The 18,988-nt window shown below is 48.7% G+C and carries 19 protein-coding genes; 10 read left to right on the top strand and 9 right to left on the bottom strand.

The genetic code is table 11. From position 1 onward, the window contains the following. Nucleotides 1-5 precede the first annotated feature (5 nt). The 4 genes from metF to EJV45_RS13130 all read left to right on the top strand — a co-directional run bounded on the left by metF (nt 6) and on the right by EJV45_RS13130 (nt 3,466). Entirely contained in the window at nt 6-959 is a 954-nt protein-coding gene (gene metF / locus EJV45_RS13145) for a methylenetetrahydrofolate reductase [NAD(P)H] (protein WP_129716142.1), read from the top strand. A gap of 81 nt (nt 960-1,040) precedes the next feature. Next, nucleotides 1,041-2,552 (top strand): glycoside hydrolase family 10 protein, encoded by a 1,512-nt coding sequence (locus EJV45_RS13140; protein ID WP_129716141.1) that lies wholly within the window; start codon nt 1,041-1,043, stop codon nt 2,550-2,552. Between the two features lie 84 nt (nt 2,553-2,636). Beyond that, the gene (locus tag EJV45_RS13135; RefSeq protein ID WP_129716140.1) at nt 2,637-2,936 is read left to right on the top strand and encodes a hypothetical protein; all 300 of its coding nucleotides are present in this window, start codon (nt 2,637-2,639) and stop codon (nt 2,934-2,936) included. A 74-nt stretch (nt 2,937-3,010) separates the two neighbouring features. Beyond that, nucleotides 3,011-3,466 carry a tail fiber domain-containing protein gene (locus EJV45_RS13130; protein ID WP_129716139.1) on the top strand — a complete coding sequence of 152 codons (456 nt, stop codon included), beginning with the start codon at nt 3,011-3,013 and terminating at the stop codon, nt 3,464-3,466. Nucleotides 3,467-3,537: 71 nt separating this feature from the next. Here EJV45_RS13130 and thrC read toward each other — a convergent pair whose 3' ends face one another. From thrC to thrA, 3 genes are read right to left on the bottom strand one after another with little or no spacing between them, the layout of a single operon-like run. Continuing rightward, nucleotides 3,538-4,839: a threonine synthase gene (gene thrC, locus EJV45_RS13125; RefSeq protein WP_129716138.1), complete on the bottom strand. Its 1,302-nt coding sequence runs from the start codon at nt 4,837-4,839 to the stop codon at nt 3,538-3,540. 18 nt (nt 4,840-4,857) lie between these two features. Beyond that, a complete protein-coding gene (locus EJV45_RS13120) occupies nt 4,858-5,793 on the bottom strand; it encodes a homoserine kinase (protein ID WP_129716137.1) in 936 nt (311 codons plus the stop codon). Nucleotides 5,794-5,820: 27 nt separating this feature from the next. After that, nucleotides 5,821-8,271 (bottom strand): bifunctional aspartate kinase/homoserine dehydrogenase I, encoded by a 2,451-nt coding sequence (thrA, locus tag EJV45_RS13115; protein ID WP_129716136.1) that lies wholly within the window; start codon nt 8,269-8,271, stop codon nt 5,821-5,823. Nucleotides 8,272-8,792: 521 nt separating this feature from the next. On the opposite strand from thrA, the gene rsgA reads away from it, so the two are divergent. The 4 genes from rsgA to EJV45_RS13095 are packed head-to-tail and all read left to right on the top strand — an operon-like array spanning nt 8,793 to nt 12,096. After that, nucleotides 8,793-9,713, top strand: coding sequence for a ribosome small subunit-dependent GTPase A (gene rsgA / locus EJV45_RS13110; RefSeq protein WP_129716135.1), 921 nt, complete (start codon nt 8,793-8,795; stop codon nt 9,711-9,713). Between the two features lie 21 nt (nt 9,714-9,734). Next, the gene (gene dtd / locus EJV45_RS13105) at nt 9,735-10,187 is read left to right on the top strand and encodes a D-aminoacyl-tRNA deacylase (RefSeq protein WP_129716134.1); all 453 of its coding nucleotides are present in this window, start codon (nt 9,735-9,737) and stop codon (nt 10,185-10,187) included. A 54-nt stretch (nt 10,188-10,241) separates the two neighbouring features. Further along, nucleotides 10,242-11,780 (top strand): glycosyltransferase family 39 protein, encoded by a 1,539-nt coding sequence (locus EJV45_RS13100; protein WP_129716133.1) that lies wholly within the window; start codon nt 10,242-10,244, stop codon nt 11,778-11,780. Beyond that, on the top strand, nt 11,770-12,096 hold the full coding sequence (locus EJV45_RS13095; protein WP_129716132.1) for a nucleotide pyrophosphohydrolase: 327 nt from the start codon (nt 11,770-11,772) through the stop codon (nt 12,094-12,096). The genes EJV45_RS13100 and EJV45_RS13095 overlap by 11 nt, the downstream gene beginning before the upstream one ends. 23 nt (nt 12,097-12,119) lie before the next feature. Here the strand turns inward: EJV45_RS13095 and pncB are convergent, their stop codons facing one another. The 4 genes from pncB to EJV45_RS13075 all read right to left on the bottom strand — a co-directional run bounded on the left by pncB (nt 12,120) and on the right by EJV45_RS13075 (nt 14,877). Further along, a complete protein-coding gene (gene pncB, locus EJV45_RS13090) occupies nt 12,120-13,286 on the bottom strand; it encodes a nicotinate phosphoribosyltransferase (protein ID WP_129716131.1) in 1,167 nt (388 codons plus the stop codon). Nucleotides 13,287-13,295: 9 nt separating this feature from the next. Further along, nucleotides 13,296-13,706 (bottom strand): HIT family protein, encoded by a 411-nt coding sequence (locus EJV45_RS13085; protein WP_129716130.1) that lies wholly within the window; start codon nt 13,704-13,706, stop codon nt 13,296-13,298. Nucleotides 13,707-13,759: 53 nt separating this feature from the next. After that, complete coding sequence (gene greA, locus EJV45_RS13080; protein ID WP_129716129.1) at nt 13,760-14,233, bottom strand: transcription elongation factor GreA; 474 nt, start codon at nt 14,231-14,233, stop codon at nt 13,760-13,762. A 149-nt stretch (nt 14,234-14,382) separates the two neighbouring features. Beyond that, a complete protein-coding gene (locus tag EJV45_RS13075; protein WP_129716128.1) occupies nt 14,383-14,877 on the bottom strand; it encodes an OsmC family protein in 495 nt (164 codons plus the stop codon). Between the two features lie 124 nt (nt 14,878-15,001). Here EJV45_RS13075 and EJV45_RS13070 point away from each other — a divergent pair, with 124 nt between their 5' ends. Continuing rightward, the gene (locus tag EJV45_RS13070) at nt 15,002-15,928 is read left to right on the top strand and encodes an EamA family transporter (protein ID WP_129716127.1); all 927 of its coding nucleotides are present in this window, start codon (nt 15,002-15,004) and stop codon (nt 15,926-15,928) included. A gap of 107 nt (nt 15,929-16,035) precedes the next feature. Here EJV45_RS13070 and EJV45_RS13065 read toward each other — a convergent pair whose 3' ends face one another. After that, the gene (locus EJV45_RS13065; protein WP_129716126.1) at nt 16,036-16,959 is read right to left on the bottom strand and encodes an NAD(P)-dependent oxidoreductase; all 924 of its coding nucleotides are present in this window, start codon (nt 16,957-16,959) and stop codon (nt 16,036-16,038) included. A 13-nt stretch (nt 16,960-16,972) separates the two neighbouring features. Continuing rightward, entirely contained in the window at nt 16,973-17,758 is a 786-nt protein-coding gene (gene rsmA, locus EJV45_RS13060) for a 16S rRNA (adenine(1518)-N(6)/adenine(1519)-N(6))-dimethyltransferase RsmA (RefSeq protein WP_129716125.1), read from the bottom strand. A 140-nt stretch (nt 17,759-17,898) separates the two neighbouring features. Here rsmA and pdxA point away from each other — a divergent pair, with 140 nt between their 5' ends. Further along, nucleotides 17,899-18,978 carry a 4-hydroxythreonine-4-phosphate dehydrogenase PdxA gene (gene pdxA / locus EJV45_RS13055; RefSeq protein WP_129716124.1) on the top strand — a complete coding sequence of 360 codons (1,080 nt, stop codon included), beginning with the start codon at nt 17,899-17,901 and terminating at the stop codon, nt 18,976-18,978. Nucleotides 18,979-18,988: the final 10 nt, after the last annotated feature.

Below are 18,988 nucleotides of genomic sequence, written 5' to 3'. Positions count from 1 at the left end.
CAAACATGAAAATCACAGAACACATCAGCAACGCAAAGGGGAAAACTCTTTTTTCTTTTGAGTTGCTGCCCCCGATCAAAGGTCAGAGCATCCAATGGGTTTATGATGCAATTGATCCTCTGCTCGAGTTCAATCCGCCTTTTATCGACGTCACATCGTTACGCGAAGATTATATTTATAAAGAACAGGATAACGGCCTGCTGCAAAAAGTTTCTTACCGCAAGCGTCCCGGCACCATTGCTATCTGCGCTGCGATCATTCATAAATACAAAATCGATGCGGTACCGCACCTGATCTGCGGCGGCTTTACCAAAGAAGAAACCGAGAATGCACTCATCGATCTCCAGTTTCTCGGAATCGACAACGTACTGGCGCTGCGTGGCGATGCCCGTCAGGCCGATTCTGCGTTTATTCCGACCCCCGGCGGACATTGCTACGCTACCGATCTGATCGAACACATCAAAAATCACAATGAAGGTAAATTCCTGCATGAAGATGTAGAAAGTTTCAAAAGCGACTTCTGCATCGGGGTGGCCGGCTATCCTGAAAAACACTTTGAGGCGCCAAATCTTGGCACCGACTTCAAATACCTGAAGAAAAAGGTGGAGATGGGAGCCGAGTTTATCGTAACCCAAATGTTTTTTGACAACCAAAAGTACTTCGACTTTGTTCGCAAATGCCGGGAAAACGATATCAATGTTCCGATTATTCCGGGTTTGAAACCGATCAGCAATGCTAAACAGCTTGTTTCACTTCCAAAGATCTTCCACATTGACCTGCCGGAAGATCTGAGCGATGCCGTTCAGCACTGCAAATCAGTAAAAGAAGTGAAAGAAGTAGGCACACATTTCATGATCAAGCAGTGTAAGGAATTGATTGAATTTGGCGCTCCGGTACTGCATTTCTACACCATGGGCAGGCCCGAACAAACCAAAGAGATCGCACGCGCCATCTTTTAGTCAAGTATAAACGTAATATTTTCGGGAATAACAGCTTCGTTTGCACGCGAATTGATATGTTTAGCCTCCGAAGATTACCTTATGCTTAGAACGTACCTGCTCTCCCTGTGTATACTGATCAGTGCTGTTGCCAGACTGGCTGCCCAGCAAATTCCCAAACCCCCAGCGGCTGAACGGGAGTTCAGGGCCGCCTGGGTTGCAAGCGTAGCGAATATTAACTGGCCGAGCAAACCCGGACTTACCACGAAGCAGCAGCAGGATGAAGCCATTGCGCTGCTGGATATGCTGCAACAGCAAAACTTCAACGCGGTTATCTTTCAGGTCAGGCCGCAGGCAGACGCGTTGTACGCAAGTAAGCTCGAGCCCTGGTCTTATTTTCTGACCGGCCAGCAGGGCAAAGCGCCCAGCCCCTATTATGATCCCCTCGAGTTCTGGATTGAAGCCGCACACGATCGGGGCATCGAACTGCATGTCTGGCTGAATCCGTACCGGGCTCATCACATTTCAGGTGGCGAAGCCGGGCCGAACTCTATCGTAAAAAAAAGGCCGGATCTTGTTTATAAGCTGAAACAGGGATATTACTGGCTTGATCCCGCAAAAAAAGATGTGCAAGATCTTTCTGCAGCAGTCGTATCTGATCTTGTTACGCGTTATGATATAGATGGCGTTCATTTCGACGACTACTTTTATCCTTATACTGAATACAACGGTGGCGAGGACTTTCCGGATAATGACAGCTGGGCAGTCTATAAGCGAAGTGGCGGCAAATTATCGAGAGGGGACTGGCGCCGGCAGAATGTAAACGTCTTTATCAGGCGCGTTTATAAAGAAATTAAGTCCATCAAAAAAGAGGTTAAGTTCGGCCTGAGCCCTTTCGGCATTTGGCGACCTGGTTACCCGGCATCGGTTCAGGGCTTTGACCAGTATGAAAAGCTTTACGCTGATGCGAAACTCTGGCTGAATGAAGGTTGGATCGACTATTTTGCCCCGCAGATCTACTGGCTTATCAATGACTATCCGCATAGTTTCCCTGTGGTGCTCGGCTGGTGGCAATCAGAAAATAAACAGGAGCGGCACCTCTGGCCCGGTATGAACAGCGGACTGGGTGGCGGCGATAAGAACAGTGATGAAATTATCAATCAGATCATGATCACACGCGGAATGCTGCCCTCCAGTCCGGGAGCCATTCACTGGAGCATTGCGGCGCTCACCAAACACGAGAGCCTGCGCAGGGATTTGTTGAATGGTCCGTATAAAAAAGAAGCACTCGTTCCTGCATCTCCCTGGCTTGACCGCAGAACGCCTGCAGCGCCAAAAGTTACCGTTCAGAACAGGTATAGCGATCTGAACGTTCAATGGTCACACCAGAAGCACGAAGAAGTTTTTAAATGGGTGGTTTATACCAGGTATGGCACGCAGTGGACATACCGCATTCTGAACCGGAAAGACCGTTTCTTCCAGGTGAGCAAAAAAACTGCGGCGTTAAAAGGGAACATAAAGACACCGGAACAGACAATTAACACGATCGCTGTCACGGCTGTAGACCGGAGCGGAAACGAAAGCAAGCCTTCAATTTTGCCTGTTTCGCAATAGGACAGTACTGTTTTTTTGTTTATGACGATAAGGGGATAATACAAGGCCCGAATTTTGCTATGTTTGCAGTGCAACGCTTTGCTAATGAAAACACTCAAGGTTTTTTCTGTCGTCATGTTACTTCTGCTGTTCACCGGCAAGATGATGAGCGATGCACGCATGCTGCCATTTTCTCAGGCCGTAATTGAGCAGGCAGCAGGTGAAAATGAAGAGAGCAAAGAGACCGAACCGAGACTTGCCGAATTGTATATCAGTGTTCCGGCAGTGGTTGCACTGCAACCTGTATTCGTTTTGCTTGATGAAAAGCAAATCCCGTTGAATGACCATTTCAGGGTGTTGTTTTATCCACCCATTCAGACACCCCCGCCTAATCAGGTAGCTTAATCTTTCTGAACGAGCAATAAAATCTGGCAGCTTTCAGGCTGTCATGTCTTACCCATTTATATAATATCCGAGCAATGAAACTTTTAACAGCAGTTCTGGTCTGCGGCATGGTAGCCTGCAGTCTGGGCACCCAGGCACAAAAATTAAGCGATAGCCAGCTTAAGTCGAATGTACAACCTATACAAAATTCTGTTAGCCGCATCGTGCAGCTGGAACCGGTTAGTTTTGAATACAACAAAGACTGGAGCAGCCGTTTGAAACTGGCACAATCCAAACAATTCGGCTTCGTATCTGAAGACGTGGTAAAGGTTTTCCCGGAATTGGTATTCACGCAAAACAGGGATTATCCTGCCGGGAAAAACGCCAGCAAAATTGCCAGCGTTAACAAGGTAGACCTGGAGGCACTGGTACCGGTTCTGGTTGCTGCCATGAAAGAACAGCAAGCCGAAATTGAAAATTTAAAGAAAGAAATCAGCAGCTTAAAGAGCTCTGGCTCTGCCGACCGGAAACAGGTCATGCAGGGCAAATAATACCAGTGGTTTGGTTATGCTGCCGGCGGCCGGTTGATCTTTCAATCTGCATGTCCGGCAGCTTTTTTTATTCAGGCCAACAGAAATGATTTAAAAGCGCCAAAATCGGCCGCCATCTTCGTTGCTCGTCCCTCGCGCGCAGCCAGCCCGGCTACCTGATCCGGAGTACCGATCTTTGCCGCAAGCGCTTCGGGGAACACATCAGGAAACTTACAGGGATGCGCGGTTGATAAAAACACCGTCTGGTAATTACCCGGATTTTCGCTGCGGTATTGCCTGGCTGCTAACCAGGCTATCGCCGTATGCGGACAGGCGACATAATTGTAGCGGTCTGCCAGCTCGTTCATACCTTCGAGCGTTTCTGAATCAGTAAATCGCCGGGCATATACCATTTCACGAAGCGACTTCAGATCACCTTCAAACAGATCCATAATGCGAACCCAGTTGCTTGGCGCCCCCACGTCCATGGCATTGGCATATGTTTGCACTGAAGGCCTTGTTTCATAGACGCCGGTCTCCAGGAATCGCGGAACAGTATCATTCTCATTTGTCGCAGCAATAAAGGCCTTTACAGGCAGTCCCATTTTCCAGGCCAGCAGTCCTGCACCTATATTCCCAAAGTTTCCGCTCGGCACGGAGAACGCGATATCTTTCCCCCCTGCGCGTTTAACCTGCGCATAGGCATGGAAGTAATAAAAGGTCTGCGGAATAAGCCGTGCAATATTGATCGAATTCGCCGAGGTTAAGCGTAAGCGGGCGTTCAGTTCCTGATCGGCAAAAGCTTGTTTCACCAGTACCTGGCAGTCATCAAACGTTCCGTCTATTTCAATAGCCCGGATGTTCTGCCCGTTCGTTACCAATTGCAGTTCCTGTATCGGGCTGACTTTACCTTTTGGAAACAGGATGGTAACCCGTGTTCCCGGCACACCAAGAAAACCCAGTGCAACGGCGCCACCTGTATCGCCGGAGGTTGCCACCAGGACATCCAATTGCTGTTGTCCGTTACGCAGATAATAACCCATGATACGGCTCATAAACCTGGCGCCAAAATCTTTAAATGCCAGGGAAGGGCCGTGGAAGAGTTCGAGAACGGCCGTTTCTGCGTCAAGCGGAACAACCGGGGCATCAAAGTTTATGGCCGCATCGCTTAGCTGCCGCAACGCTTCCGCGGGAATTTCATCTTCCAGCAGCGCTGAAGCAACGCGAAAAGCGATATCTTGCAGTGAATAATTTTCAATATTGGCAATAAAATCCGGGTCAAGCTGGGGAATATGTTCGGGCAGGTACAGGCCTTTGTCGACCGGCATGCTGTTAAACACCGCGTCTTCAAATGGAACCCGGAGCGTTTTGTTATTGGTACTATAAAATTTCATGGTTCTTGGTTGTTAGGATTAGTCGAGAATTTTTGGTCCTTCGGCGTTTACCTGAGATACAAAACTCTTGCTGTTGATGTTTGCCCTGTGCAGGTGGCTCTGCAATTCAAAGGTGATTTTGCGCGCTGTTTCCCTGTCGCCCGCGAGGGCAAAGACAGAGGGACCCGAACCCGATATACCGAAGCCCGCGGCACCGGCATCCATGGCCAGTTCACGCATTCTGTCAAATTCAGGAATCAGGATGGAACGTACGGGCTCAACAAGAACATCCTGCATGCTGCGCCCCATGAGGGCAAGGTCTTTCATAAAAAGTCCGCTTACCAGACCAGCTACATTTCCCCATTGGGTAACCGCATCTTTCAGCAATACTTTGTTGCGAATCATCTGCCTGGCGTCTTTGGTCGGAACATCGACCTCAGGGTAAACAATAGCCGCATAAAGATCGTCAGGAAAAGGCAGCGCCACCAGGTCGAGCGGCTGGTAGCTGCGAATAAGGACAAAACCGCCCATCAATGCCGGCGCAACATTGTCTGCATGGCCGTAACCACAGGCCAGCTCCTCTCCTTTCATAGCAAAAGGAACCAGTTCACGGGCAGATAGCGGCCGGCCCAACAGTTCGTTCACAGCAAACAGACCCGCAACCGTGCTGGCAGAGCTGGAGCCAAGTCCGCTGCCGATAGGCATCTTTTTATGAAGTTCAATATCAAACCCCAGCTCTCCTTTGCCGAGATGTTCCAGATAGTGCTGTACACTGGCGCTGACTGTATTCCTGGAGGCCTCACGCGGCAGCCTGCCTTCATCACCCGTAATCAGGCTGATGGTAATGCCGGGTTTATCTTTCCGGCGCATAACTACTTCGTCGCCCGGCTCGTTGACGGCAAAACCAAGCACGTCAAAACCGCAGACAACATTGGCCACTGTGGCCGGTGCAAAAACTTTGATGGTATCTTTCATTTTTTCTTTGGACTATGGACCGGGAGTCTACAGGCGATGCCCTACATTCATAATATCAGCAAATACACCGGCTGCGGTAACTTCTGCTCCCGCACCGGGCCCCTTTACAACGAGCGGACGGTCTTTATAACGGTCGGTGGTAAACGAGATGATGTTGTCACTGCCTGAGAGCATGTAAAAGGGATGGCTTTCATCGACCATTTCGAGCGCAATGCGCACAGAACCGTTTTCCAGGGTTCCGATGTAGCGCAGCACCTTTCCCGAACGCTCCGCATCTGTTTTCAACTTTTCAAAATAATCGCGGTTGCGAACAAGCTCTTCATAAAATTCCGGAACACTGGCTGCCTGCAGGCAGGATTCGGGGAGAATATTCTCGATAACTACGTCAGACGATTCCATCGGGTAGCCGGCATCGCGTGCCAGGATCAGCATTTTGCGCATAAAGTCTTTGCCATTCAGATCGTCGCGCGGATCCGGTTCCGTATAACCCTTGTCCTGTGCAGTTTGCACAATAGAGGCAAAATCATGTGTTCCGTTAAAATTGTTGAAGATAAAGGAGATGGTACCCGAAAGGATCGCCTCGATCTTTGAAAGTTTATCGCCGCTTACCATCAGATCCTTGAGTGTTTTGATGATCGGAAGTCCGGCACCTACATTGGTTTCGTAAAAGAAATCGACCCCGAAACGCCGGGCTGTATCCTTGAAACTGCGGTACTGCTCAAGCGAACCCGAATTTCCTATCTTGTTACAGGTAACTACCGAAATGCTGCTGGCAAGCACGCTTTGGTAAAATGCCACCGGGGCTTCGCTGGCTGTATTATCCACGAACACACAATTGGGGAGATTAAATGCTTTCATGCGTTGAACAAACTGTGCAAGGTCTGCCGGTTCCCCGTGTGCGGGCAATACATCTTCCCACGCATTCAGGTCAATGCCATGTTCATCGAAGTACATTTGCCTTGTATTGGCCATGCCGATCACTTTCACCTGCAGGTCATTGTTTGTCGCCAGAAACGCTGCCTGTTCCTGCAACTGCCTAAACAGGGTCTTGCCTATGTTGCCTGTACCTACGCAAAACACATTCAGCGTACGCTTCAATTCGGTGAAGAAGGCATCGTGAACAGCGTTTACAGCCTTTGAAAGATCACTTCGGGTCAGGATCACCGAAATATTGTATTCGGAAGAACCCTGGGCGATGGCCCTGACGTTAACGCCATTACGCCCAAGCGCATGAAACAGTTTCCCTGACATGCCGGGCGTGTGTTTCATATTTTCGCCCACAATAGCCAGCACGGAAAGATCATTTTCGATTTCCGGCATATCAAGCTTCCGTGCATCCAGCTCAAGTTCAAATTCCTTACTGATCAGCGCCACGGCGCGGACCGCATCTTCGGGTTTAACCGCGAAAGTAATGCTGTGCTCTGAAGACGATTGTGTAATCAGCACGATATTGATCTGCTCGCGCGACAGTAGTGAAAACAACCGGCCACTAAAGCCCGTCTTGCCCACCATCCCGCTGCCCGACAGGTTGATGATGCTGATCTCATCAATAGACGAAATCCCCTTGATCAGCAGTTCTGAAGCACGGACATCATTGCGGATGTAAGTGCCGGGAAAGTCAGGCTGAAAAGTATTTTTTATGACGATCGGAATCTTCTTGAGAAAGGCCGGAATCATTGTTGGCGGATAAATGACCTTGGCGCCGAAATATGAAAGCTCCATGGCCTCTGTATAACTAAGTTCGGGAAGCGGAAATGCCTTGCTTACCATGCGCGGATCGGCGGTCATCATGCCGTTTACATCTGTCCAGATCTGTATCTCGGTCGCATTCAGCGCAGACGCCCATACAGCGGCCGTGTAGTCGCTTCCGCCGCGGCCAAGCGTAGTCAGCCGGTTTTGCGCATTGCTGGCAATAAATCCGGTAACAAATAACACGCGGCCGGTGTGTGCACGATAAAATGCGCTGATCAGCCGCTCGGTCAATTCGGTTTCTACCCGGGCAGACCCAAAATCGCTGTTGGTTTTTATTAATTCAGAACCGTCTACAAACAGGCTGCCTTCGAAATGTTTGTTGGCAATGTGGCTAACCATCAGGGTACTGCAGCGCTCGCCGTAGCTCAGGATGAGGTCGCGGGTTTGAAGGCTCAGTTCACGGAGGTTAAATACGGCCTGAAGGAGATCTTCAAGTTCATTAAAATAAATTTTTAGCCGGGTGAGTACCGGATTCTGGAGCCCGGCGGGAAGCAAAGCCTTGACAACATCAAAGTGCCGTTTTTCGATATGTTTGAGGTCGTCACTATAGTCCTCGCCCTTTTCAGCCTTGGCGGCCATGGCAGTTAGCAGGTTGGTTACGCCGCTCATAGCCGAAAGGACCACTACTGGGTTGCCCTCAGCCTGCTCCTGTTTAACAATCTCGATCAGCGTGCTGATACTTTGCAGCGATCCTACCGATGTTCCGCCGAATTTTAATACTTTCATTTGGTTCAGGTCATAAAAAAAAGCGCCTTCCGTTTTGAGGAAGGCGCTTTTTGTGTTCTATCTTTTCTTCGATTTTTACAGCATTAGCTTTCCTTCCTCCGGTTGTCCCCGATGGTGGTAATAATGGTTGTAATAATCGATTGATTGTTGTACATGTTTAGTTCGTGTATTTTCTACACAGGCAAAGAAGGCTATTATTTTTTAAACATGCAAACCATATTAAAATATTTTTCAAAATAATTCAACTAAAACGGTTTTGCATTGTCAATTTATCACTCCAGAATTCTGCCTGCCAAACTATAAGCTGATATTTCCGTTATGGAAAGCAAAAGCACAGCCCGGTCAGCGCTGGCCCGGCTCTCCGCTGTAGCCGTCGTACCTCCGGGCGGCCGCTTCAATCCGGTTTACTTTTCAGGGGCAGTACGGTTAGCCGGCACCCCCGGCAGAATGATTACTCACGTGCAAATCGCGGATGACAGCTGGCGGCGTTCGTACGTTTTTTTATACCTTTACGAGACTTTATGCAGGGACTAGTTATAAAATCGACCGGGAGCTGGTACCAGGTGCTGGCAGACAATGGCAATACATACGATTGCCGTATCCTTGGAAAGTTTCGCATTAAAGGAATCAAAACAACCAACCCCATTGCAGTTGGGGATCGTGTTAAACTTCAGTTTGAACCAGGCGGCGAAACCGCTCTGATCACCGAGCTGCTGCCGCGACGGAACTACATTATCCGGAAATCTATTAACCTTTCAAGGCAGGCGCAGATTCTGGCAACCAACCTGGACCTTGCCTTGCTGGTCGTTACGCTCGCCTCGCCCCGGACATCACTTGGTTTTATAGACCGTTTTCTTGTTACGGCGGAGGCCTACGATATCCCGGCCATGCTGGTTTTTAATAAACTGGACCTGTTCAGCGACGAAGGCCTCGGGATTCTGCAGGATTTCAAGGCTATCTATGAAGACATCAATTATCCATGTTATGAAGTTTCGGCTATTGAAGGCACCAACATAGATAATCTGCAGGATGTCATTGCCGGTAAGACAACGCTGATCTCCGGCCACTCGGGCGTAGGCAAATCCAGCCTGATCAATGCTTTGCTGCCTGACAGGGAGATCCGGACTGGGGCAGTTTCAGACTGGAGCGACAAAGGACAACATACCACAACCTTTGCGGAAATGTATCCCTTGCCGCAGGGAGGTCATATCGTGGATACGCCGGGAATCCGTGAGCTGGGCATTATTGACATTGAGCCACAAGAACTGGGGCATTTTTTCCCGGAAATCTTTAAAACCTCATCAAACTGCCGGTTTAATAACTGCAGACATATCAACGAGCCCGGCTGTGCTGTGATGGATGCTGTTCAGCAAGGCGAAATAGCCCTCTCGCGCTATGAAAGTTATCTCAGCATTTATCATGGTAACGACACCCGGCACTAACCAAGCATCTACTACTAGAATATGAGAGCAATTATTCAACGTGTTACGGAAGCATCATGCACGGTCGACGGAGAAATTACCGGTCGTATCGCGGCAGGACTGCTTGTTCTTCTTGGTGTTGAAGATGCAGACACGGAAGAAGACACCGGATGGCTGGCGCAAAAGATTGTAAACATGCGCATTTTTAGCGACGACGAGGGATTAATGAACCGCTCGCTTGCCGACATAAACGGCAGTATACTGCTTATCAGTCAGTTTACGCTTTTTGCATCCACCAGAAAAGGAAACCGTCCCGGTTTTACACGCGCCGCCAAGCCACCCGTGGCCATTCCGCTTTACGAAAACATGGCATCGACGCTGGCGCAGATGCTGGGCAGGAAAACGGAAACCGGCATATTCGGCGCTGATATGAAAATCTCTTTACTTAATGATGGCCCGGTAACCATCTTTATCGATACCAAAAACAAAGAATAAGCATATCATTCGAAACTCGTTTTTCGTAAATTCACAAAAATGACCAATTGATTTGTGAAATTCACCACGCTCAACAAGCCGGAAAACGCGCTGCTCTCCTTTTTTCTGATTTTAAAAGTTGTCTTGTCGTTTGCCCTGGTCAATCCGGCATACGAACTTCACCGCGATGAATACCTGCACCTGGACCTGGGCAGTCATCTGGCTGCTGGTTATACTTCCGTTCCACCGCTGACCGGATTTTTATCTGCCTTGATCAAAGAACTGGGTGGCGGATTTTTCTGGGTAAGGCTGTTTCCAGCCGTGTTTGGTGCCCTGACAATTTTCTATAGCTGGAAAACCGTTCGCCTGCTGAAAGGCGGACTGCTGGCCTGCAGTTTTGTTGCCGTGGCCTGCCTGTGCTCTGCCCTGCTTCGGTTGAACACCTTGTATCAGCCAAACTCCTTCGATGTTCTGGCCTGGACCGCAGTTTTCTATCACCTGATAGCGCATTTCGAAACTGGCAAGGCCTCTCAGCTGTATACAATGGCTATCTGGGCTGCGGTAGGCTTTCTAAACAAATACAACATCGTGTTCCTGGGCATAGGACTGCTTCCTGCACTGCTGCTCCTGCCGCAAAGGCGGGTCTTTGTTAACAGGCATCTTTATTTAGCTTTGCTTCTGGCCTTGGTGCTCGTGCTGCCGAACCTGATCTGGCAGGTGTACTATAACTTTCCGGTGGTCAGACACATGCTCGAATTAAGCCGCAGCCAGCTCGTGCATGTAAACAGAACTGATTTTCTGACTAACCAGGTACTGTATTTCATCAACAGCATTGTCTTTCTGATCAGTGGTTTGGTTGCGCTCGCGTGCTATCGCCCCTTCAGGCGTCACAGATGGGTGTTGCTTACCTATCTTTTTACCATGACTGTCTTTTGTTACTTCAGGGCAAAAGATTATTATGCTTTGGGGCTATACCCTGTTCTGCTTTCTTTTGGCGCCCTATTTCTCGCTGACAAGTTAAACAAACGTCCGGTTGTAACGGGCGCCGTATTGACTGCGAGCATAGGTTCGCTTATTCTTTTCATTCCCTTCCTGATGCCGTTGTGGTCGCCCGGGAAAATCGTGGAAAATCAGGGGCGTTTTCAAAAAATCGGACTGCTGAGGTGGGAGGATGGAAAAGACCACCAGCTGCCGCAGGATTTTGCAGATATGCAGGGATGGCGGGAACTGGCCAAAATCGCTGACCGGGCATACGCCTTGGTGCCGGGGCGGAGTGCCGTCCTTGTTCGTGCAAATAACTATGGTCAGGCAGGCGCAATCAATTATTATTCGAAATTTAAAAGCATGAACTGCCTGTCTTATAATGCTGACTATCTGTATTGGTTTGATCTCAGCAAGCCGGTTAAACATCTTATCCTGATACGGGAGGCAGGCGAACAGGATCCCCGGAGAAATGAAGAACAACGCTTGTTCAAAAGGATCCGGAAGATCGGGAGTGTGCAGAACACGTATGCGCGTGAGTACGGAACCAGTGTATATTTGCTGGAGTCTGCAACGACAGATATCAACCCAAGATTGCGGGAAGAAATAAAAGAAGAGCTACATGACGATTAAAGACGCGCAGCTGGTAGTAGACCAGTGGATACAGACGACCGGAATCAGGTATTTCAATGAATTAACCAACACAGCCATCCTGATGGAAGAGGTTGGTGAGGTGGCCCGTATTATGGCCCGGAAATATGGCGAACAATCTTTTAAGAAAAGCGATGAAGGGGTAAACCTTGCTGATGAGCTGGCAGATGTGTTTTTTGTGCTGATCTGCCTCGCGAACCAGACAGGCATTGACCTGACAACAGCTTTAGAAGCCAACCTGGAAAAGAAAGACATCCGCGATAGCGAACGGCATAAAAATAATCCGAAACTTACATAGAGATCCGCCGAACCGGGTCTACTTCAATCAAGCTGGAGCACCTGGCGGGCCAGCGATATGGCTGCGGCGCTACCGGTATATTTGTTGTGCTCGTCAGACAGTTTCACTACTTCAGTCCAGTGCCCGCCCAGCGGCTGCACATCGGTTAGTTTGATCACGATGTTCATGGGCGGTAGTCCGACGTCGTTGGTAAAGTTCGTACCGATGCCGAATGATATGCCGATTTTACCGCGGCAATAATCAGCGATCCGGCTCACTTTCTCTACGTTCAAAGCATCTGAAAAAATAATGGTTTTTGATCTGGGATCAATATTGAATTGCCGGTAATGCGCAATGGTGCGATCGGCAAATGCGAGCGGGTCTCCGCTATCGTGTCTTACGCCATCAAACAATTTGGCGAACATCCTGTCGAACTGAGCGAAAAAGTTCTCACTGGTAAAGGTATCTGACAAAGCGATGCCCAGGTCGCCGCGATAAACACGCACCCAGTTTTGAAGACCCGTGTGATTGGCCATCGTATAACCATATTTGCCCGCATGGAACATAAACCATTCATGCGCATGCGTACCAATAGGTTTGGTGCCGTATTTCATTGCCAGATGAACATTGCTGGTCCCAATGAAGGCACTGACGTCCTGCTGCTCAAGGGTAGCGACGACCAGGTCATGGACGCGATACGAATGGCGGCGGCGCGTTCCGAATTCGGCTATCTTAACCCCCAGCTCTGCGTATTTCCCGATCTTGTGAGCGGCGGGAATTTGCACATCATCGGCCGCAGGCTCGGGCTGGCCGGTAAGCCGATAAAACAATTCTGATATCAGAGATAATATGGGCACCTCCCACAAAATTGTACGGTACCAATATCCTGAAATATGTACTTCCAGGTCGCTTCCTGTCTGTGAAATCTGCACTTCAGCAGGATCGAACCTGTAACCTTGCAAAAAGTCCAGGTAAATGGGGTCGAGGTAAGGACACGTCTCGGCAAGAAAACGTTTCTCATCTCCAGCCAATGCGAGCAACCGCATGCTGTTTACCGCTTTTTGCAGCTCCAGTGCAAACCCGTCAGGAAACGCGTGCCGGCCGCGGTTTATAAACCGATACTTTACACAAGCCTGCGGAAACAACTTGACCACTGCATGCTGCATGGTGAATTTGTAGAAATCGTTGTCCAGCAATGAGACGACCGGCATACTGAAGTGTTATGGTGCAGTGATTTCCCGAAGCGCCTCAACGATTTTAGAAGCAGCTGCCTTCAACTCGTCCTGGCTTGGCTGCAATTTCGGTCTGCTGAAGTTTAGGTCGTCTACGTTATTCATGGGGATGAGATGGATGTGTGTGTGCGGAACCTCGAGTCCGATCACAGCCACGCCGACCTTTCTGCATGGAAATGCTTTCTTAACGCCTTTGGCGACCACTTTCGCAAAAATGAAGAGTCCGCCATAACTTTCATCGTCAAGATCAAAAATGTAATCAACAGGTGTTTTCGGAATGACCAGAACATGTCCGGCAGCCAGCGGCTGGATATCCAGAAAAGCCAGGTAATCTGATGTTTCAGCTACAATGTGTGCCGGTATTTCGCCGGAGATAATCTTTGAGAATATGGTAGACATGATGATTTTTTTAGTGAAATGCGGCATCCTGAAAAAGGATACCGCACATATGGTTATCGGGAGATTTCAAGAATCTCAAATTCCATTTTACCGGCAGGCACCTGTATTTCGGCTTTTTCGCCTACAGATTTACCCAGCAAGCCTTGTGCAATTGGAGATTTAACGGAAATTTTGCCCGTTTTCAGATCAGCCTCAGATTCTGCAACCAGTTGATAGGTCATGGTTGCACCGTTTTTTGTGTTTTTGATCTTTACGATCGACAATGCCAGGACTTTTGACAAATCTAATTTTGATTCATCAATCAAGCGTGCGGTGGCGAGTGTACCTTCAAGTTTGGCAATCTTTGCCTCATGCAGTCCCTGCGCCTCTTTGGCAGCATCGTATTCGGCATTTTCCGACAGGTCACCTTTATCGCGGGCTTCAGCAATCGCTTTGGCAATTGATGCCCTTCCCTCCGTTTTCAAGTGTTGAAGTTCTTCTCTCAGCTTATCTAACCCTTCCTGGGTATAATAGGTTACTTCTGACATAGCTCGTTATTCTTTTTCTTAGTCCTATAAAAAACAAACAAGACTACATCGGCTTCCGCCTACATAGTCTTGTTACCATTAAAAACGAAGATAAAATTAGGAAAGTACATTTCCAAATAAATTGTGGACTGACGATCGCGAGCGAGTGGTCATTGACCCCGAACCATCGCTTCGTCTTCTGCTACACAGACCGGTTCGTGTTTTACCGGAAAGTTACAGCTGTTTGCAATGAAACATAGTTTATTTGCCTCGGCATGTAATGCCTGTGCCTGTTCTTTCTTTGACGGGTCTGAGATAATTACTTCCGGATGTAAGGTCACAGCAGTAAACCTGCCGCCACCGTCTGCAGTTTCTTCCATCTCGCCGGTAGCATGATCCCGGTAATCAATAACTACGATACCATTTTTGGCGCAGAGATGAAGATACCAAAGCATGTGGCAGGAAGACAGGGAAACAACCAGGAGTTCTTCAGGATTATGGCGCTGTTTATTACCAAGAAATTGCGGATCAGAAGAACCGAGGATTTCGGGTTTACCTTGAATAGAAATGGTGTAGTCGCGGTCGTAAGACCGGTAGTCCATCGTGCCTGATCCGCGGTTTCCGGTCCAGGTCAGGGAAGCAGCATAGTGGTGTGATTTTGACATGTGCGGGGATTTACATGGTCAAGTTAATGATTTCGCAGGTGTTTTTAACCCAGCGCGCATTATTTTTCAATCATATAAGATAGCAAGTTCATTTCATTTGCCGGATAATAGTTAAACTTGCGCCATGTCCCGACCTTCTGATTCATCAAATCCCCTCAAAGCTACAATTGCCTATCTTGCCATCTGCATCATCTGGGGTACTACGTATTTTGCCATTCTTAAGGGCCTGCATGCCGGCCTCGGCCCATTTACCATGGGCGCAATGCGGTTCATTATTGCAGCATTGTTTTTTACCGGCTACCAGCTTGTATCCGGTCAGATGCGCGCCGGGAAATCATTTATACTTACTAATTTACTTATTGGCGCGGTGATGATGGGCGGCGGTCAGGGTTTTCTGTTCTGGGCCGAACAGCACATTTCCTCTGGCTATGCAGCAATACTGGTGGCAGCACTGCCTCTATGGTTTATCGTTCTTGACGGCACGAAACGGGCGGCCTATCTGCGGAACAAAAAAATGCTGGCCGCATTGCTGTTCGGATTTGGCGGTATCGTGTTCCTGTTTGCAAGACAGGTGGGCGCGGAATCTTCCGGCTTCGGATTAAGCCAGGTTTATGGAACGCTGGCCGTGCTCCTGTCTTGCGTTTGCTGGGTGCTGTCTTCCCTATATTACTCCCGCCATATGCAGGGTACCCCGCTGGTGAGTGGGCTCAGCTGGCAACTTCTCGGGGGCGCGCTTGCCTGCATTCTCGCCCTGCTCCTTACCGGTGAACATATGAAAGCAGACTGGCTGACGCTGAATTCTACCGCATGGACGGCTGTCGGTTACCTGGCTATAGCCGGGTCCATTTGTGCGTTTTTTGCGTATCATTGGCTGCTTCGGGCCTGGCCACCTGCGGTGGTAGGCACCTACGCATATATCAATCCGGTAATTGCTGTAATTATAGGCTATTTTTTAGCAAATGAGCCGCTGTCTGGTTATCAGCTTGTCGGCATGGCTGTCATTATAACGGCAGCATTTATGGTGAATAACCTTAAAGGAAAAATTAACTGAAAAGTTGTTTTTTTAACTTAAAGTTGGTAACTTTACGAAAGTTACCAACTTTGCAGGAGTCGAACTATGCGCGGTTCAATATGCTGAAATCTTGCCGGTGCTGCGCGCTACAGCTGTTTCAGCTTATCTGCCAATACATCTGATATTTTATAATACGATTCAAACGTCCAGCCGCCAACGTGCGGGCTCAGCAGTACACGCTCGTTAGCTTTCAATTCATGGTACCAGGGCTCGTTGGCCAATGCGGGGAACTTTTCCGTTTCAAGCACGTCCAATCCTGCAGCAAGGACCTTCCCGGTCTCAATGGCATTCAGAATAGCCTTTGTATTGACAATTTCACCGCGCGCCGTGTTGATAAAAAAAATCGGCTTTCTGAAATGAAACAGGTATTCATCGTCAACAAGCTGGCGCGTTTCGGCCGTAAGCGGAATATGAAGGCTCAACACGTCAGCCTGCCGTACAATTTCTTCCATGCTTACCTCGCGTGCAAACTGGTCGCTGAACCCGGTTTTGTACTTGTCGTATGCCATGACGTCCACACCAAAGCCACTTAATTTCCGGGCGAAACTCTTTCCCATAAAACCGTAGCCGATAATGCCCACCGTGCGGCCCCTGAGCTCATAACCACGGTTACCTTCCCGGTCCCAGACACCCTGCCGCACACCGGCGTCTGCCTGGCGAAACTTATTCATAACTGAAAGCAGCATCCCGATGGCATGTTCGCCGACGGCATCCATATTTCCCTCGGGCGCATTCAGTAAGATAATGTTGCGTTGGTTCGCCGCGTGTTCATCAATATTATCAAGCCCTGCCCCCGCCCGGGCAATAAAACGAAGCTGTTTGCCAGCAGCAATAAGTTCAGCATCCATCCTGAATTTGGTGCGGATGGCGATCCCCTGGTACGCGCCGATACAAGCCAATACCTCCTGCCTTGTGATATCCGGCAAATCGTCTACCTGATAACCCATATCACGGGCCCGGCTTGCAAACACGGGATGAAGCGCATCGGCAATCAGTATTTTTCCTTTCATAATCTGTTGATTGTTATTTGGCAGCGAGCTCCTGCAAGTGTTGGGTAAGTTGAACAAAATCGTGCACCGTAAGCTGCTCTGCACGTTTTTCGAAATACGGATGCTGGTCCATTTTTTCTTTCGGAAGAACAACCGATAATGCATTCCGCAGCGTCTTTCGGCGCTGGTTGAAACCCGCCTTAACCGTACGCCAGAAGAGTTTTTCATCGCAGGGAAGCACATCTACGTCATTTCGCAGCAGGCGAATAACGGCAGAATGTACCTTCGGAGGCGGATTAAACGTACCCGGTTTAACGGTAAATAAATAATCTATCTTATAATAGGCCTGCAAAAAAACACTTAGAATGCCATACTCTTTCGTACCTGCAGGCGCGGCACAACGTTGCGCCACCTCTTTCTGAAACATGCCTACCATTTCTACAACCTTCTGCCGGTTATCTAAAACCTTAAAAAGAATCTGGGAAGAAATATTGTAGGGGAAGTTACCGATTATCGCAAACTGCGCTGGGAAATACGCCTCAAAGTCCAATTGCAAAAAATCGCCGTTTATCAGCCTGTTTCCGAGTTCGGGATATTTCTGCTGAAGAAACGCATAAGATTCATCATCTATATCAATGAGCCAGGTTTCGAAATCTGTCCTTTTAATCAGGAAGTCTGACAGGATGCCCATTCCCGGGCCTACCTCAAGCACCTGATTATATTCGGAAGTTCGGCTCAGGCTTTCGACAATCCGGTTTGCGATGTTTTTATCGGTTAAGAAATGTTGCCCGAGGTGTTTTTTAGCTTTTACCAAACTCATATAAAAGAACGGCCTCTGGTCAGGCCTTTGCCTGGCTGTGCAGCCTTATTTTAATATACAAATTAAGTAAAGTTTTATGGCTTTGCGGCTTGTTATGGTCAAAAACTGTAATTTGCGCTTAAATTTCTGCACTCTAAAGCATGAGCAATAAAGTCAAAATCGGAATCAGCATAGGCGATGTAAACGGCATCGGGCTTGAGGTCATTATCAAAACAATGGCAAACAGCCATATTCTGAACTACTGTATTCCTATTGTTTACGGGCACACAAAGGTCGCTTCGTTCCACCGAAAAGCTACCGGAGTGAGCGATTTTAGCTTTCAGGTTATTCCATCGGCTGCACAGGCTAATCCAACCAAGGCAAACATGATCAACTGCTGGGAAGAAGACGTCCGCATTGAACTTGGCAGCGCGAATGAAACCGGCGGAAAATATGCATTCCTGTCCCTCGAGCGCGCTACTCAGGATCTTATAGACGGGGAGATTGACGCGCTTGTCACCGCCCCCATTAATAAACATAATATACAGTCAGAAAATTTCCGGTTCCCGGGCCATACCGAATATTTGCAGGAAAAAAGCGGCAGCAGCGATGTGCTGATGTTCCTGTTAAGCGATGATCTGAAGGTAGGTGTAGTTACCGGCCACATCCCGGTACAGGAAGTAGCCGGAAAAATCAGCAAGGAAGGCATCCTGCGCAAGCTGAAGCTGATGAACGAAAGCCTCAAAAAAGACTTTTGGATCGGGAAACCAAAAATTGCTGTGCTTGGACTTAATCCACATGCCGGCGACAACGGTCTGCTTGGCAAAGAGGAGATTGACATTATCAGCCCGGCTATCCAGGAAGCCTTCGATAAAGGAATCATGGCGTTCGGGCCGTATCCCGCCGATGGATTTTTTGGCAAAGGCAGCTTCAGACAATTTGATGCGGTTCTTGCCATGTATCATGACCAGGGACTGATCCCATTCAAGACACTGGCATTCAGCACCGGAGTAAATTATACGGCAGGTCTTAAGGTGGTCCGTACGTCTCCCGATCACGGAACCGGATACGATATTGCGGGAAAAGGAATAGCCGACCCGGCATCATTTACCGAAGCTTTGTTTTCTGCGATCCATATCGTAAAAAACCGCAGAGAACAGGAAGAGCTGCTGAGCAACAAATTGAGAACCGGAGGTAAAGTAATCGAAACCGCTCTTGATATAAAGGACGACGCCTCCTAAACGCCGGGAA

The organism is Pedobacter sp. SYP-B3415 (genome assembly GCF_004138205.1).
Taxonomy (GTDB): Bacteria; Bacteroidota; Bacteroidia; order Sphingobacteriales; family Sphingobacteriaceae; genus Pedobacter.
The sequence above is the reverse complement of the archived record's forward strand: the minus strand, read 5'-3'. Positions and strand labels throughout refer to the sequence as shown.